The sequence below is a fragment of the Aporhodopirellula aestuarii genome (assembly GCF_023701485.1).
GTDB classification, from domain to species: Bacteria; Planctomycetota; Planctomycetia; order Pirellulales; family Pirellulaceae; genus Rhodopirellula; species Rhodopirellula aestuarii.
This window is the reverse complement of sequence record NZ_JAMQBK010000112.1, coordinates 14,162-30,388: the sequence shown is the minus strand read 5'-3', so window position 1 is coordinate 30,388 and position 16,227 is coordinate 14,162. Positions and strand designations below refer to the sequence as shown.

Sequence of the window (16,227 nt, the reverse complement as noted above, 5' to 3'; positions counted from 1 at the left end):
GAATTGTCGTTATACCGAATCACTTCTACGTACCTGCTTAGCACATCGACTCCCGCGAACCTGCACCGTGCGATGTGCAGAAAGATCTCTGCCGCTGCCGACGTAGGATTGTTGCCCGGGAGGAAGGTTCGCTGCAATGCAAACAAATTGCCTCCATTCTCCTATTCTTGTTTGCACAAAAAGGCGACTTAAGCCGATCCTATTCCTCCTTCGGCGGCCCTTTTCTGGCTTCCGTGGACATATCTTTCATCGCTTGGGATTCCAAGGCGGCACCTTCCGCCATTGCTTCTTTCGCCTTGTCTTGCATTTCCATGTATGCCTTGATGTCCTGCGGATCAGCATCTTTAACCAGATTGCTGGGTTGACTCTCCCCGCAACCGGCCACAGCCAGTCCTGCTGCCAGTAGCGTTCCTACAATTATCTGTCGCATCGCGAATCCTTTTGGTTAGGTTGAACAGAATGGCAAACGCATCCGGTCCACTGTGCCGCAAGCCAAGCTTGCCAGTGCGGAATCTAATCTGACCATCAGTCAACGAAGTGTGTACTGAATTTCTTTTGAAGAGAGACAGACACAGGAGTCAAGCTCCTGTGTCGAATTAATAAGCGAGCAGACTAGAATTCCGCTTCGATCACTTCCTTCGCCGCACGAGTCCCCAAAGCACCCCACAGGCCGAATGGGCTCTTATCGCCTGGTACGTTGTTCTTCCACGTTCTGCCCCACCAATTGACACAACGGTTGCTCGAGTTGCCTGCCTCAATGGAGTCGGTAACAAACTTAACCGCACCGTCAGCCAACAGAACGTGACAACCGCCTTGGTGACGACTGGACATCGTCGCGTTCATCTGATCATAGGGGTTGTTTGACGTGCAGATTTCACGGTTTGGTGGCAGAATCGTCATGCACTGCGTGAACATTGGGCGGGAGGACGCCCATCGATATCCTCGGCCTGCACTGGGGTCACTGTATCCGGGGCTATCCCAAAACTGAGGACGCTCAGAGGAGACAAACTGCTGGCAGTAATCTTGCGGCGAGTCCGTCAAATTGTGCCATCCTTTGTCCGGCGCGATGGTTCGTTTGTCGTTGTCACCCAGATCGGTTGCGATCTCACCCATGGCGATGGTGTTAGCTAAACCATCGAGGATGTCCCGGAACCGCATCACCTTTTGCCCGACGAAGACACCACGGAATTGGGCGCGATTGACTTCTGCCATGCTGGGACTTCCTGCCCCGGTTTCAGGTTGACCGTTTTGTTCTCGAGACCCTTGCGCAGATCCGCCGTCGGAATCTCCAGTGCACGCAGCGTAGTTCGTTCTACCGAGAGCCGGCAAACCACTTCCTGGGTCGCTTGGACAGCGAAGCGTTGGGATTTTTGTTGCCCATGGAGCGTACAATATTTCGTCTGGTGCGGGACCCATCGGAGTAAACGGGCCGCCGTTGAGTCCTGGCAACGCGGACGGATCGGGTGGAGAATTTCCCAACGCGTCGACGTTCATGGGATTGGAAATTTGCTCCCAGACTGCTTGTTGCTCAACAAACGGGAGGATGCCAACCAACATGCTGAGGTTTCGGTTATTGGACTGGTCTCGAGCGTCCCACCATTTTGCAACACCGGGATCGATTGTCCCTGTGCCATGCGTAGGTAACTGGTTGTAAGCACTGTGGTAGTTGTGGATTCCTAATCCGAGTTGCTTGAAATTGTTACTGCAGCTCATCCGGCGAGCAGCCTCGCGTGCGGCTTGAACCGCGGGTAACAAGAGGCCGACAAGAACACCGATAATGGCGATCACAACCAGCAACTCCACCAACGTGAACCCAGACTCACGCCTCGTATAGACTCTCTTCATCAGATCTCCCTCACATAATTAAAAATGTTTTCCTCCCCCCTTAATCCGCATGAGGGGGGCTAAACAAACAATTCACGGTCGCGGGCGATCTACAAAGATTTCCGACAAAGTTTTTCGATATTTTTGTTGGTCTCCTCAATAGATTTCAATCGCGAACTTAGGTCCTCAAAACAACTCTCGCTCAATCAAACACGAGAGACGGTGTAGAGGGGAAGGACGGTGTCGTCTTCTCGTCGCATTGGCAGGCGGTAGTCATTAAACTCAGCGGGGAACGCACGCGAGACGATGTCGTGCCCCAAGCAGAATGAAGGGCAGAGGGGTAATGCGATTGCATCTGCCTCACGGTCTCCGAATCTTTCGCTGGACTTTCGTGTGCGAATCGAGCTCGGAAAGTTGCATTTTTCCGATTTCGGTGTGGTAATTTGACACCGATCGGGAAAATACTAAATGGAGGACGTAATGCCATCGAAGTGTTTGAGCGAGGAAGAGCAACGAAACCAGAACTTTGTCAAGTTGGTATCGCAAAACGACAGGGCGATTCGTCTCTATGTGCGTTCGTTGATGCCCACCAATGATGGCGTCGACGACGTCTATCAGGAAACCATGCTCGAATGCTGGAAAAAGTTCGCAACTTTTCGACAGGATCCCGAACTCAAAGGTGTCAATCAATTTCTCCGTTGGGCTTGTGCGATCGCTCGTTTTAAAGTCCTCAGTCGAAAAAGGGATTACTCACGCGACAAACTGGTTTTTCACGTTGATGTCATTGAACGCTTAGCGACAGGTGCAAACGATCAAGTGGAACAATTTCAAGAACGCACTGACGCGATCCAGAATTGCCTTTCAGAGATGGACGAATCGTCACGGAGTCTGCTTTTAAGCGTGCATCGCCCAGGAGAGTCAGTCGCCGACGTCGCGAGAAAGACCGGAAAGCAAGTCAGACAACTCTACTACAGGATTGACAGGTTACGCACGATTTTGCTGCAGTGCGTTAAACGCCGAATGCTAGAGGATTGCACTTGATGAATGACAAAATTCGACGATTGATCTATCGCACCGTTGATGAAACCGTTTCTCCTGCCGAGTTTGAACAACTACAGGAAACGATTCGCAACGACGATGAGGCACGAGATGAGTACCTCAAGGTAGTTGCAATGTCGCAAGCCTTGACCAACTTGTCCACCGTCGAGAGCATGGAGAAGTCCATTGCATACGCCCCTGTTGAATTGCGTTCGCCCGGGCAAGATTCGGTAACAAAGGGTGCAGGGTTTTTAGGTTTGTCAGGCGGGGGGCGACAACTCGCTGTAATATTGACCTTGGCGGCATCTATTCTATTGGTCGTCTCGCTCCGCCATGCGACCCAATTGCAGGAGACTGGGACACTACTGGAGCAACGCGTTAAGTTGGGAGATGGACTACAGGGCCAGGTCCGAGAGGCGTCCACTAACTACATTGCCCGGATCACGAAAATTTCTCCTGGGGTGGTTTGGGGGAAGGGGGCCAGCGAAAGCGAATTCCTACTTCGCACGGTGGAAGGCGATAGCATCGACGTTCGTCAGGGGCTCGTCGAATTGGAGTATTACTCGGCTGCCAAGATTATTCTTCACGGCCCATGTGTCTTCGTAACCAGTGGCGCCAATTCTGGGCGACTCGAAGAAGGGCGGATCACTGGACGTGTCGACGGCGACCGATTCCACCTGATGACCCCCACCGCCACCGTCATTGATCTGGGTACCGAGCTCGGCGTGTCGTTGAGCGAAACAGCCGAAACGAATGTCCACGTCTTCGATGGTGAAGTGGAGGTTCGATCAGAGCATTCCGGCGATGGGGCCACTTCGTCGGTATCATTGACTCAAGGCATGTCGGCGCGAGTTGACCGCCACGGCGCGATCGAACATGCGGAATTGGAGAACACCGGTTCCTACATTCGGGAGTTCCCTAGCGACCCTCACTCTGATCCCAGTCTGATCAGTCTCGTCGATGTCTTTTGCGCCACCTCGCCCAATCATGTTAACCTTTCCGGCGTGATTGCACCTGACTCGGGAGAGCCCGATCGGCGACCGTGGCTGGACGAAGACGGGCCAGGACACCGTTATTCCGCGGGCTTGCAGGTAACAGCATGGCATCCCTTCATCGACAGTGTTTTCATTCCTTGGAATGATGGTGTCGACCTCGACATTGATTCGATGAGCAACCGAGTTGACCTACCCGAATCGCAAGGAAGAACTTGGGGCCCGATCTGGGCCCGTCGAAAGATCAATGGCAGCAATCTTAACTACCGTGTTGAAGACTTCTGGGGAACGCTTACGCTCGACGTGGTGATGGAGCGACTCAGCAAGAGTGAAATAGGCATGATCGGCATGCACGCCAATGTGGGCTTCTCCGTTGATTTGCGAGAAGTGCGACAACTCGGCGGAACTCCCAGGCAATTTTCGGGGATCGTTGCCAATTTGGATAATTCCAAGATCAAGGACGCCGATGCGACCGAATGGCTTAACGCCAACCGCTTTAGCGCGGACTTTCGCGTGTTCGTCGACGGTAAGTTGCGTGCCAGTCGGTTGGACTTCACCCGTGCGGACGGCGAACTCGAATTGTCAGTCGATCTCCAACCGACAGACCGCTTCTTGACCTTGATTTCTACGGATGCCGATTCGTTCGATGGCTTCGATCACGTGGTGTTGATTGACCCCGTCTTGAGACTCGACCTATGAGGTCCCTTCCGCGAGGTTGGGTGCCGAGATGTCGACGAAGCTTGCTACCATCCATCTATCATGAAATGGCGTCATTCAACCGGCTGAGGCGAGTCCGCTGCCGCCGTCTTCTTACTTGAGCATTTTTCTGTGGGGTACAAACCCACGTGAACGTCAGCGCAATCCAGTATCGCGTTGGCGTTCGCAAAGGCTGCTGCTGAGGCTCGGCCTCGGCCACATCGGTGAGCGTCTTGCCGCCTCGACTCCGGCAAAGTCATACGAATCGAATTGCCCGAACACTTATTCCACTGTCATACCGAGTGTCAGCACACCGAAGCGTCAGTCTTACACTCGGTTAACGTGCTCGTGAGAGATTTGTTAGGTGGATCGTACCGAACAGAATTGAAAAGAGTGGCCGAACGCTCCGCGGTCGGTTCTAGGCAATGCGACCGCGGAGCGTTCGCCCACAATCAGGGCGAAGGTTTGGTGCCAATCTTGGGGCACCAAACCGATTCAATCTATAAGCGTGACCACTCGTATGGCCGTTGTGATACGCGGCGAAAGACCTGATACGAATGACCCTTACATTGGGTCTTGGCTACCGACGAACAAGATCGTGCCGTCTCGATGCCAGAAGGGTTCTGAGCAGTTGAGGTCCTCTGGAAGTCCTTGTACCGGAGCTGGGGGTGAGTCTCCGTCAACATTGAGCTTGTAGAGACGTTCTTTTTTCGTGTCCGGGTCCTTTGCCTCGAAGATTACGTGTGTTCCGTCGCCGCCCCAGGCGATGGGGGTCTCGACGGTTTCTATGAATTCCGGTGACATTTGAGAGCTGATGATTCGGCGTTCCCGCACTTCGCCATCCACATGCACCACGACAAGTTGTGTCTCGCCTCTCTGGTCATGCGCCAAGACGCATAGTCGTCGCGAATCAGGTGACCAAGTGATTCCCCATTTGATGAACTCGAGCTGCTCGTTTGAAAACAGCGTGTATTTGTTTTTCGTGCTTACGTCGTAAACAACGATGTCCGAGTATCCGGTCGCCCGCGTGGTGTAAGCAATCATGGTTCCATCGGGAGACCATTCGGACGACCAGCCATTAAGATCGAGCGTCTCCAGTTCGGTTCCGCCGGCATCCATGATCGAGACGCGATAACCATCGTACCGCGAATACGTGATCCGCTCCCCGTCCAAGGACCAGCTAGGCATGGCACCGGGCCCGAGATCTTTGATCTGCTGTGCATTGCTTAGCTCAAACGAGTAGACGTGTGAGTCGCTCACACGCTCGCCTTCGTGGGTTTGCCATCCGTCAAAGGCAACCTTCGTGCCGTCAGGAGAAAGACTGGGGGATCCGGCACGCGACACAGGCGTCACGCAAAGCTGTGAACACGTTCCACCGAGGCAGCTGAGTCGATAGATCGCGGTCCCTTTCGGGTTGCTGGCGGCCACCGTGGGTTGTGCGGATGCCTGGCCTTCCACGCCGCCTACTTGATCCAAAGTTTGTGATTGGTCCAGTCGTCCGTCTTCAGTAGCAGTCAAGTCCTGTGCCGATAGGCACGATAATCCGAAAAAAACAGTGACGAGTGAAAGAGTGTAAAGACGCCGCATGATTGTACTGAGGAACATTAGCGTTTTCTGCATCGAAAGAGGAGCGAAGTCAGGTGCCGAGCGTCCGCCGATAGGCAGACCCGCCGCCAGCACGTGTCGATTTGATTTCTTAAGTCGTTATATCCGATGTTCCTACCACAATGGGAAGATGATAGCGGAGGCATTCATATTTCTGCTCGCCCGACGGCAATGAGACCCCATCCAAGCAATCATCAGGTGGGTGGCGCCGAACAATTCGATATCGAAAACACCTCGAGCGCGTAACAGGCCAACCCGAGGCAATCGGGTTGCGATCGCTGTCGATTTGAGAGCATGCACCGCTAGGTTACGGCGATCGCCAAAACTCGCTGTCGTCGGCGGACGACCGAGAAATCGTTTGCGTGCTGTTTTCTTCGCGTCCGTGTCCCCCCTTTGTGCTCGAAGAATGGAATTTCACCAGGGTACGCTGAGGTGCTTTGCCCGATCAATAAATTGAAAAACCGGTCCGTTCGACAGCGTGCATTGCCATCGAAGCCAGGGATGGGTACCCGCAAGGGGAAAGAAGTGATCGAGGAATTCTAGCAGCGTTACAATGGACCGGCGCAGGGAGGGAGAGTTCAATCAACTCACCCTCCGAGGACGCAAGATGGGTGACATCAATGGTGGCCGAACGCTCCGCGGTCGGTAGATCATGAACCCGAACACGCCGCGTCTGGTGGTTGTTCTGATTGTCGATGGTTATACCGACCGCGGAGCGTTCGGCCACACTGCGATCGTGCAGGAATCGAGGGGAGGTGATCTGATGGTTCGCACCTTCGTTTGATGGCTACCAATGAATGGTTCAGGGAGGATGTGTGAGACACTTGGCGAGTAAATTCTTCCCGAGCGTCCCCGCGAAAGGCCGAAGCCGCCTGCTTCCGGAAGTTCCGTCGTTGAGCCCTGTCGAACCATGCTCTTGAGTCGAAGGTGGGCTCTGGTTTAGCGAGAGCGGAATAACCCACTTCGAAACGCCTTGGCAATCGCGGCAGGCGCGTTAGGTACCTTTAGCTTTTCAAAAACGTGGACAACATGAGTGCTGATGGTACTCGTGCTGAGTTGCAGCGAACGAGCGATCTCTTTCTTGGTCAAGCCATCGGCCAGCAACTCCAGCACCTCCAATTCACGTGGCGTCAGGTGTCCTTCAATCGGTTCCACCGATTGCGATGCCCGGAGTGCGGTGAGTACATACTTCGCGACCCGCGAGTCCAATGTTGCTTCGCCCGTCATTACGCCGCGGATCGCCGTCTTGATGTCAGTCACGGTTGCGGATTTTAAGAGATAGCCTGCGGCACCGAGAGAAATTGCGCGAACCACGTCTGCTTCCTGTTCGGACTGTGTCAAGGCGATGATCTTCGCGTTGGGATACAGCTTTTCAAAAGACGGAATCGCATCCAGGCCGCTAATGCCGGGCAGGTTAAGATCCAGCAGAATCACGTCAGGCATGTTTCGGTCGTCACGGTTCTGCAAACTTCGTTGCGCGACTTCGACGGCCCCGTACGTGCCGATCAATTCAAAGTCATCGTCTCGCTTTAATGCAATTTCAACGACGTCCCGGTAGTCCGGATGATCTTCGATGATCATCACACGGATCGCGTGCGGATGGGCGGTGGGAGTGTTCATCGGCGGAATCTCCATCGGTTAGGCCGGAGTGTGAGTTGGACACAGGTTCCGCCGGTCGGCGGGCAGTCCACCTTGATGTCCGCACCGAGCAGTTTGGCGCGTCGATGGAGTGAAGGTGGAACCGCGTTGACGCTCGTTCCCGAGAACCCGCGTCCGTTGTCACTGATGGTCAGTTTGACTTCATTTGCATCGGCAACGAGATGCGTTGCCAACTGTGTCGCACCAGAATGTCGGCAAATGTTGACCAGGCATTCTTTGTAGAAGAGAAAAAGATCGAATCGGGTTCGTGGTTTCAAGCGATTCAGATGAGTTTCGCCGGAAACGACCAGGTCGTGGTCAAGATGAACGACAATTCTCTCGGCAGTCCGCTGCATGTCCGTGCGAAAACCCGCGTACAATTCGCTCGCATCTTGCATGTCGGTGCAGTGCCGCATCGCAACGCCAGTGCGTTCGGTGACGCTGCGAATGCGTTGCAAAAATGTTGAGAGATCGTCGGGGGATTCCTTGGCATCATCGGCGAGATCGCTGAGCAATCCAATCGTGTGCAGATTAGCACCGAGTTCGTCGTGGAGATCTGCGGCGAAACGTTCTTTGATCTCAACCAGTTGACGCATTTGAATCATTCGCGTGACCAACACTGTGAATCCGATTGCCACCACCAGAAACACGGCCAACCAAGTCATGCGTCGCAGGTTGGCGGTTTGATGTGCGTAACGTTGTTGCATTTCGTTCATGATTTTGGGCCGGAGCGTTTCAAGATCATGACGTTTCGCCAGTCCCGCCAGCCACGCGCGTGTCGGCAAAATGCTGCCGTAAAAGTTGCTGCCATCGGTGACTGCCGATAACTTGCGACCAGACGTCTGGCTGATGCCGCTCACCTCCAATTCTGCACTTTCGGCGACGTTCGTTCCATTTGCGAACAGTTCAATCTCCGCGAACCCGACATGCGAGATGTCCTCTTGTTCGCTGGCATTTCGCGCCGAGTCCGATGCGACGAGGCGAACGTATCGACAGTCAAATGGGGTGAAACGCTGCACCATGATGGGCGCGAGGTCGTAGACGGTTGCCAGATTGAATTCGCAGAGAAGTTTCGCGTCTTGAAAATCTCGCGTATCAGAACCATACGCTTTGACGTTTCGCGGGATGCCGTATTCGGCCGGTTGCGATTGCGGGACGGTGTCGCTGGTGTCCGGCCCATGCAGATGAATCCGATCGATCGGAAAAGAGGTCTTGAGGTCAAACGTGAATGCACATTCCTGTCCACTTTCGACGGAACACAGATACGCGATGCTCTGCGTTCCCTCGGAGGCGTCCATGAAGTAGGGCAGAAATCCGTCGACCAGATACTGCTTCTGCAGCGACTTCACCGTTGTGTAGGCGTCCTCGGACACGGTCACGTTTTGGTGCAGTGCCACGTTCTCTTCACCGCTGAACGCTAGGATTTCGGCTAGCTGTAGATCGAAGCGACCATCCCAAACACGGCGCGACAACACGCTCGCGTCGACGCGTATCCATGATCCGGCGACGGGATTCGGCAGATCGATGACCAACGGAGCGATTCGTGGCAGAATCGCGTCATCCTTCCTGACTCGGGTAACCACTGTGCCTTCAGAATCGTTGTCGTCTCCGATCAGGATATCGAACTGACGCGGGAAACCGTCGGCGACGAATCCGTACTTCGCATCTCGCCAGATCGTCGGGACGAGAACAATTTGGTCAATCGGTTGAGTCGATCCGAGTCGGATTTCGATCCAGACACGATTGTCGGGCTCACCATAGGAGACGGATCGAAACCCGATCGCCCCGGCTCCGCCACGTAAGCTGAGCGAGGGGAGTTCGAGCAACTTTTGGTTGACATCGGCGAGGCGCTGCTCAAGCGACGACAACGAGAGCCGTCTCAAACCATCGGCCGGCGTCGCGTGCTCGGTGACCGTGAATGCGAGCATTCCGGTGCAAAGAATGAACGAAATTATGGTTCTCAGCGTGCCTTCCATCCCGCTATTGTGATCGACAAGTAAACACTAAGCATCGTACGAATACACGATTTAGTGCCTTCGCATCAGCGTATAGAGTGGAAGCCAGCCACAAAAGCCCGGGTTGGGGCGAACAGATTCGCCTCAGCAGGATTGTGGGACGCTTCGATTTTTTTCAGTTTTGTGAAAGGCATTGATGATGAGACAAAGTTTTCAAAGGCGGGGCGGGTTCACGCTAGTGGAGCTACTTGTCGTAATCGCAATTATTGGCGTTTTGGTGGGACTCTTGCTTCCGGCTGTCCAAGCCGCTCGTGAAGCCGCCCGGCGGATGAGCTGCAGCAACAATTTCAAGCAGATCGGCTTGGCAATGCACAATTACCACTCCGCCTACAATCAGCTTCCGCAACAAGGCTCAGGTACTCTCAATTCAACGGCCAATGCTTGGAGCAGTGAGTCGGGAGCATCGAACTACAACAAGCTGTCCGCTCTCGTTGGAATGACACCGTTCTTCGAGCAACAGGCACTTTGGGAGGTTATCTCGAATCCGTACGATACCGATGGGGACGGGGCATACTCATTCGCTGCCAATTCGAATAACTCGACAGGGGATTATTACGCGATGGGGCCGACGCCTGAGTCCGCCAGATATCGTGAATACGTTCCGTTCTCGACCGAGATGCCGGCATTGCGCTGCCCAAGCGATCCCGGAACAGGGCTGCCCGCTCTAGGCCTTAAACAAGCGAGAACTATTTGAGTTTTGGTGATTTTCTTATTTGATTTCCGGCGCAGCGGCGAAGACTCCAGGTGGGCTGGCGTTGTGGTTTCGGCTGGAGCTCTTTTCATCGGCGCGGGTACTTTCTTGGGCTGGGCGTTGTGGCGGCATCAGTGCATCCAAACACTGACTTCACTAAAGTCGTTGCGTCAGCAACGAAGGGGACGGCGGACGTTGGAGTCAATCAGCAGCAACGTATCGACCGAGGGCCGGTAGCTCAGCAAGCGAAAGATCACCGAGCGACTGCGGCGAATGATCTGTGCCGGAATCATCAAGATCCGATCTCGGAACGTCGTGAAGTCCATGTGCAGCACTTTGGATTTGGTTGCCGATTGTTCCGCTTTCTGATCAGTCGTGCCTATTGGCTTGATCATCAGAGCTGACCAGATCTTCAGGTTCCATGCCAACGAAGCGATCACCATGTACGCCCAGTTGCTCGTCAGATCATTCAGCGGTGCCTTGAGCGCACACTGTTTCAACTGAGCGATGTTGTTCTCTTGGTTGCAACGTGCATTGGCCTCAACGACGACCTGACGCGTTGGCTTGGATGACTTGGTCGCGTTGGTGATATAGAAAAAGTAAACCGGCTCTTCCTTCTCGAACAGACGAAGCTGACCTCGTTTGAGATGAACTTCCTTGTGAAGAACGATCACGCGGTAATTGCGGTCGCACTTGCCGGGCCGGTAATCGAACTCAGCGATCCGTTCGCCCGCGAGCTTCTTGTTGAGGTATTCATTCTTGACGACAACCTTTTCCTTGAAACGTCCACGCTTGGCTCGCGGGTTGGCTGACGGCTTCTTCAGCGAACGATGACGACGCATCGTTTTCCATGCCGATTCGTCGAGGTTTTCAGCGATTTGAACAAGATTGGGCATCGCGTCGACTCCGAACACGAACTCAATGTCATCATCGTCCCAGCGGTCGAAGTTCTCCGTTAGTGCGAAGTCGGTGTCGCCTCGCAAGACGACTTTACGAAAGCCCGCGTCACGACATCGCTGGGCGGCGAGGTCGAAGTAGAACGCCGAGTTTTCATGACTGGGCCGATTGCCACTGCGGTTGATGATGTAAAGCGGTTCACGAGTGTTGGCCAGCGTGACGACGAGCGGATGATAGCCCCACTGACCTTTGTAGTTGATGCCTATGCCTTCTTTCTTCTCGGCCGAGGTTTCCACTTGAGTGCCGTCGCCTTCGATGACCGCGCAGTCGAAGAACTCATCAGGCTGTTGTTTCCAAACTTTCACGCGAACGCGATTGAAAGCCGTCATCAGTCGCAAGATGTCTTGAGTCGAGAAACGCCTGCAGAAGTCGCCTTCGGTCGTCGGATCGGGAATGCGATCGGCACCGAGTGCATTGAGGTAGGCTTCATCGCATCGACGATCCTCGATGTGTTCCAAACACTGGCCTCCGGCGAGCAGGTTCAGGCTGATGTTGAAAACGTGATCGGCTTCGTCGTAGGGCAGGTGCAACTTGAACAGCGGGACGGCTTGGTTGATCTCTTTTCGCAAGTCGAGTTGTTTGGTCATCTCGAGCAACGTTCCGATACCACCAGCGGCGATGGCCTGCTGTTTGCCGGCCAGTTCGTACTTGATGGCATCCGGCTTGATCATTGGCGAAGCGCCGGAGGCATTGGCGGGATCAATGCGTTGTTGCATTTTTCGCTTGCGTCGAAGTGCCTGGCGGCGTAGTTTGGCGTTCACTCGAAACCCTCGTTAGCGCGTGTTGATTGAAGTTGTAGTAACCTCCAATAGACACGAGAAACGCCGAGGGTTTTCGAGTTTTCTCATTTAAAGCGGGGTCGATCCTCGCTTAGTTAAGGTCTAGGACGCACGAACTATGCCTTTTGTATGGGAGACGCAAGTTATGGATTGAAACATGGAAGGCGCGGCTCATCCAGTTCGAATCCTCCCACCGATCCAACTCATCCCGGATTCCCTGGAATTGGTCAACAAAACAGTATCATGTCGAGAGGCAGCCACCGTGGAATGTTTGTTCGTTACACAAAACTGGCGTTCAGGGATGTGCTAGATGGATTGTCCAACACCATAGCGATGGGGGAAATCATTACCGACATCGGGGACGCCGATGTGCGAAGTGTTCAGGCAGATAAAGGGGGCGCGCCATCAGAAGCAAATGTTCGTGACAACCCATCGTGGTGTACCGACAATGGCCTCAAGGATCCAGCAAGGCCTCAGTTCTGGGACTCAAGTGCAACGCTTGACACCGTGACACGTTCGTATTCGGGTCGCGGGTTTCTCTGGGCGGGGTCGACGCAGATGTACTCTGGGTTCACCACAATCCTGCCGCCAAACCGAGAGATTTGTGTCAATGCATTCTACATCAATGATGGAATATGCCCTCCGTCAAGCCGGCATCAGGGCGGCGTCCATGTGTTGATGGGCGACGGAGCTGTCAAGTTTGTCACGGATTCAATTGAAGCTGGCGACTCACATCAGGGTGCTGTCTTCGATTCCGGTACTCCCTTCAAAGGAACTGGTGTTCGTGCGCCAGGATCCCCTAGCCCCTACGGCCTTTGGGGGGCACTGGGGACGCGAGCGAACAAAGAAATCATCTCAGAAGATTTCTAAACAGCAGCACTTTTGCGTGCAACTAACTCTTTCGCCACCTACCGCCACGCAACGTTCAGGCGGTAGGTGTCGCCACGGCATCCCATTCCCTTATAGGTCAATTGATGAAAAGTTTTCCAAGTTTCGTGTTGTCCACACTGTTTATAATCTGCATGGGCTGCGGTGATGCACCCAATGCAGTGATCGTAGCCGACGAAGAATTTCTCGCGAAAGAACGTGCTCAATTGGAAGCCGCGGACGCGGAGATGAAAGCGATTTCGAAGGAGCAGGAGAAGGTGCCAATCAATCAACGATAATCGTCCCAAAAACACGGGTTTTTGAGAATAAACACTTGAACCATAAGTAGGCATGGGTTCCCCAAGACGATCTCTTGGAATTTCTGTTCGTGTCTGTCTTGATGCACCTTGTAACGCAAAAAGTCATCAAATTCCATGAATCGCAACATCCTCACATGTCTACTCCCGGCTCTGATGATTGTCATCCCCGGAGTTGTTGCTCGTGCCGCCGAACCGTTAGTCGATCGCAGTTCCAACGAAACTGCGACTGGCCAATTAGCAGTCAACGGTGACACGCCTTGGATCGTGATGGCGGAAGACTTTGCCAATCCAGCAATCCAAGAAGCGATCCGAGATGCGGAGCGTGATTGGTACAAAGTGTTCGGTTATCCGCCTGTGATCTTTCGGGATAACACCCGAGGCTCCTGGAACGGCCCTGTGATTGCGTTCGGATCGGCAGCAAACACACGCGCTCTTTTTGAGTCGGACGTTCCCGAAGGCAAGGAACAGTTTCGTGTGACAACCGGCAAGGTGAAACACAATCCTGCGATCACAGCGGTGGGTGCGGACACTCGCGGCACGATCTACGCGATTTATACGTTCTGCGAAGAAGTGCTGGGCGTCGACCCGATGTACGTTTTCACTGACAACCAGCCAAAGAAACGCAACGAAATCTCAGTCGCTGCGGACTTTGATGTTGTCTCGAAGGAGCCAACGTTTGAATACCGTGGCTGGTTCATCAATGATGAAGAACTGCACGACGGAATGCACCGGGATCCGCTCGGCGGGAACGTGATCTCGATGGAGTGGATGGACAAAATCCTGGAAACGCTGCTCCGCTGTAAAGGCAACATGATCGCACCCGAATCGGCTCCCTATTCCGATGCGACCGTCTACGAACTCTGCAAGCGCCGGGACGTGGTCATTACTTTCCATCATATTCTGCCCGTTGGACTGAATATGATGGACTGGCCGAAGGGAGTACCGTTCTCCTTTGTCGATCACAAAGACATTTTGATCGATGCCTGGACCAAATCGGCCAAAGTGTTGGCTGACAAGAAGGTGGCCTGGACGATTGGATTTCGTGGCGAGAGTGACGGGGCGTTTTGGAACAGCGACCCAGCCGCACCGAAGGACGATGTCGGACGGGCCGCAGTCATCGCTGAGGCGATGCAAGTCCAGACCGAGATCATCCGCAAGATCGATCCAGATGCGACGATCATCGCTGCACTCTGGAACGAGCAAGGCAAGTTCTACAATGAAGGCTTGCTGAAAGTGCCCGACGGCGTTTGCAAAATGTTCGCTGACGACGGTCGAGGCTACATGCGTGACAAAGGTGACGGCTCCGACCTGTCGCCGGGTGATGGGCTCTATTACCACGTCATGATGATGATGAACACGCAAAACCGTACCACCGAGGGCGTTCCGCCTGCGCGTTTCTACAGCGAGCTGAAACGTTATGTCGAAAAGGACGCAACCAAGTACGCGATCATTAACGTTAGCGGCATTCGCCCCGCCGCCATGTCGGTCGAAGCGATCACCGATTTTCTCTGGGACGCCCGACCGGCGCTGAGTAAATCGCCGGAGGAATCCATGAGGGATTATCTTACTGACTGGTATGCCAGGCAGTTTTCGCTTGAACTGGCGTCCGAATTGACCGATCTGCGATTGCAGTACTACGACATCCCCTACGTGCGCGAGAAGATGCCGATCCAGGGTCGATGGCACGGAGCACGTGGGGAGCACCTGATTCAATATCTCACACAGGAGATGCTAAAACAGTACAGCAAGGCGATTCAAAACGGTGAAGACCTTCAATCAATCAGCGGGTTTGAGAATCAGTTCAATCAGGCGAAAGAACCGTTGGCCGAAACCGCCGAGTACTTTCCGCCGCTGTGGGCGAAAACCAAACAACTTGAAGATCAAATTCCCGCGGATCGAAAGGACTTCTATCAGGCGCACTTCACCTATCAGGTCGCGGTGCATATGTATTCCTGTCGGATGCTCGCCATCGTCAACAACGCCTTCAAAGATTACCTGAAAAATCGCGACCCGCAGGCGTTTGCAAAAAACATTGAGCCCGCTCTGGCCGAATTGGAAAAGGTTTTGGTCGAGGCCCACAAAGCGGAATACGGCATCTGGGACACGATGTTCATGCATGTCCGACTGATGGACATGTGGCGCACCCGCCTGCTGCTCAAGTCGACGATCGCAAAGATCCAAGGCGAGCCTTACACGGATGAGTACCGCGGATTCATGCGCGGCTCGTTCTGGGGATCGGCTCAAGACTATATGGAATACAGTGAAGGCGTGTTCCCGTACTTCTATAAACACTCCGGACGGGGACTGGAGGTACTGGAGAGCGGCGAGCCGCTGCCGGAAAAGATTCATCAGCAGGAACCGACTCCGCCAAACGACTTGATTGGCAACGTCGAGTTTGACTCGAAAAATGCTTACGAGGTGGTGCCCAATGGTTTCCGCAGCGGAGCTGTCCTGTGGACCGACCGGGGCTTCAAAGTCGGAGAGATACCGGCCGAGCTTGACGGTGCGACCTACATCCGAACTCCCATGGAGGATCGGGCGAACCCATCCGGTGATCTCATTTCGTTTACTTTGAAAAAAGACAGCGTGATCTATGTGGGGTTGAAGGACGAGGTAAGAAAACTACCGGTCTGGCTTGCGGACTGGGAAGCCACGGGGATGTCGGTTAACGCTAGTAACAAGCTGCTGCTGTACCGAAAGAAGTTTCAGGCGAAGGAGTCTGCGGTGCTGGGCTCCCTTGTTGGCAGTGGTGTCTCCGCGATGTACACGGTCGTTATCCACGAGCAGTAGTCTGCTGAAAGGAAC

General features: G+C 54.0%; 12 protein-coding genes and 1 pseudogene. 7 read left to right on the top strand and 6 right to left on the bottom strand.

Annotation, left to right across the window (positions count from 1 at the left end; genetic code table 11):
• Nucleotides 1-199: 199 nt before the first annotated feature.
• Complete coding sequence (locus tag NB063_RS30220; protein WP_250933206.1) at nucleotides 200-430, bottom strand: hypothetical protein; 231 nt, start codon at nucleotides 428-430, stop codon at nucleotides 200-202.
• A 182-nt stretch (nucleotides 431-612) separates the two neighbouring features.
• Nucleotides 613-1,845 (bottom strand): DUF1559 domain-containing protein, encoded by a 1,233-nt coding sequence (locus NB063_RS30215; protein ID WP_250933203.1) that lies wholly within the window; start codon nucleotides 1,843-1,845, stop codon nucleotides 613-615.
• Between the two features lie 459 nt (nucleotides 1,846-2,304).
• On the opposite strand from NB063_RS30215, the gene NB063_RS30210 reads away from it, so the two are divergent.
• Entirely contained in the window at nucleotides 2,305-2,865 is a 561-nt protein-coding gene (locus NB063_RS30210) for a sigma-70 family RNA polymerase sigma factor (RefSeq protein WP_250933201.1), read from the top strand.
• Nucleotides 2,865-4,553: a hypothetical protein gene (locus tag NB063_RS30205; protein ID WP_250933199.1), complete on the top strand. Its 1,689-nt coding sequence runs from the start codon at nucleotides 2,865-2,867 to the stop codon at nucleotides 4,551-4,553. Before NB063_RS30210 ends, NB063_RS30205 begins: the two co-directional genes overlap by 1 nt.
• Nucleotides 4,554-5,114: 561 nt before the next feature.
• Here the strand turns inward: NB063_RS30205 and NB063_RS30200 are convergent.
• The gene (locus NB063_RS30200) at nucleotides 5,115-6,068 is read right to left on the bottom strand and encodes a TolB family protein (RefSeq protein WP_250933197.1); all 954 of its coding nucleotides are present in this window, start codon (nucleotides 6,066-6,068) and stop codon (nucleotides 5,115-5,117) included.
• A 739-nt stretch (nucleotides 6,069-6,807) separates the two neighbouring features.
• Between NB063_RS30200 and NB063_RS32375 the strand changes: the two genes are divergently transcribed.
• Entirely contained in the window at nucleotides 6,808-6,939 is a 132-nt protein-coding gene (locus NB063_RS32375) for a hypothetical protein (RefSeq protein ID WP_261367683.1), read from the top strand.
• Nucleotides 6,940-7,094: 155 nt separating this feature from the next.
• Here the strand turns inward: NB063_RS32375 and NB063_RS30195 are convergent, their stop codons facing one another.
• Nucleotides 7,095-7,775 (bottom strand): response regulator transcription factor, encoded by a 681-nt coding sequence (locus NB063_RS30195; RefSeq protein ID WP_322975335.1) that lies wholly within the window; start codon nucleotides 7,773-7,775, stop codon nucleotides 7,095-7,097.
• Nucleotides 7,772-9,721 (bottom strand): histidine kinase, encoded by a 1,950-nt coding sequence (locus NB063_RS30190; protein WP_250933193.1) that lies wholly within the window; start codon nucleotides 9,719-9,721, stop codon nucleotides 7,772-7,774. Before NB063_RS30190 ends, NB063_RS30195 begins: the two co-directional genes overlap by 4 nt.
• Nucleotides 9,722-9,944: 223 nt before the next feature.
• On the opposite strand from NB063_RS30190, the pseudogene NB063_RS30185 reads away from it, so the two are divergent.
• Nucleotides 9,945-10,478 (top strand): annotated as a pseudogene (locus NB063_RS30185) (DUF1559 family PulG-like putative transporter); the annotation flags it as partial.
• Nucleotides 10,479-10,669: 191 nt separating this feature from the next.
• Here NB063_RS30185 and NB063_RS30180 read toward each other — a convergent pair.
• Entirely contained in the window at nucleotides 10,670-12,217 is a 1,548-nt protein-coding gene (locus NB063_RS30180; RefSeq protein ID WP_250933191.1) for an IS1380 family transposase, read from the bottom strand.
• Between the two features lie 147 nt (nucleotides 12,218-12,364).
• On the opposite strand from NB063_RS30180, the gene NB063_RS30175 reads away from it, so the two are divergent.
• From NB063_RS30175 to NB063_RS30165, 3 genes are all read left to right on the top strand, one after another.
• Complete coding sequence (locus tag NB063_RS30175) at nucleotides 12,365-13,105, top strand: DUF1559 domain-containing protein (RefSeq protein WP_261367682.1); 741 nt, start codon at nucleotides 12,365-12,367, stop codon at nucleotides 13,103-13,105.
• A gap of 104 nt (nucleotides 13,106-13,209) precedes the next feature.
• Nucleotides 13,210-13,401 (top strand): hypothetical protein, encoded by a 192-nt coding sequence (locus NB063_RS30170; RefSeq protein WP_250933187.1) that lies wholly within the window; start codon nucleotides 13,210-13,212, stop codon nucleotides 13,399-13,401.
• Nucleotides 13,402-13,536: 135 nt separating this feature from the next.
• Nucleotides 13,537-16,212, top strand: a complete 2,676-nt coding sequence (locus NB063_RS30165; protein ID WP_250933185.1) for a glycosyl hydrolase 115 family protein — start codon at nucleotides 13,537-13,539, stop codon at nucleotides 16,210-16,212.
• The last annotated feature ends 15 nt before the right edge of the window (nucleotides 16,213-16,227 follow it).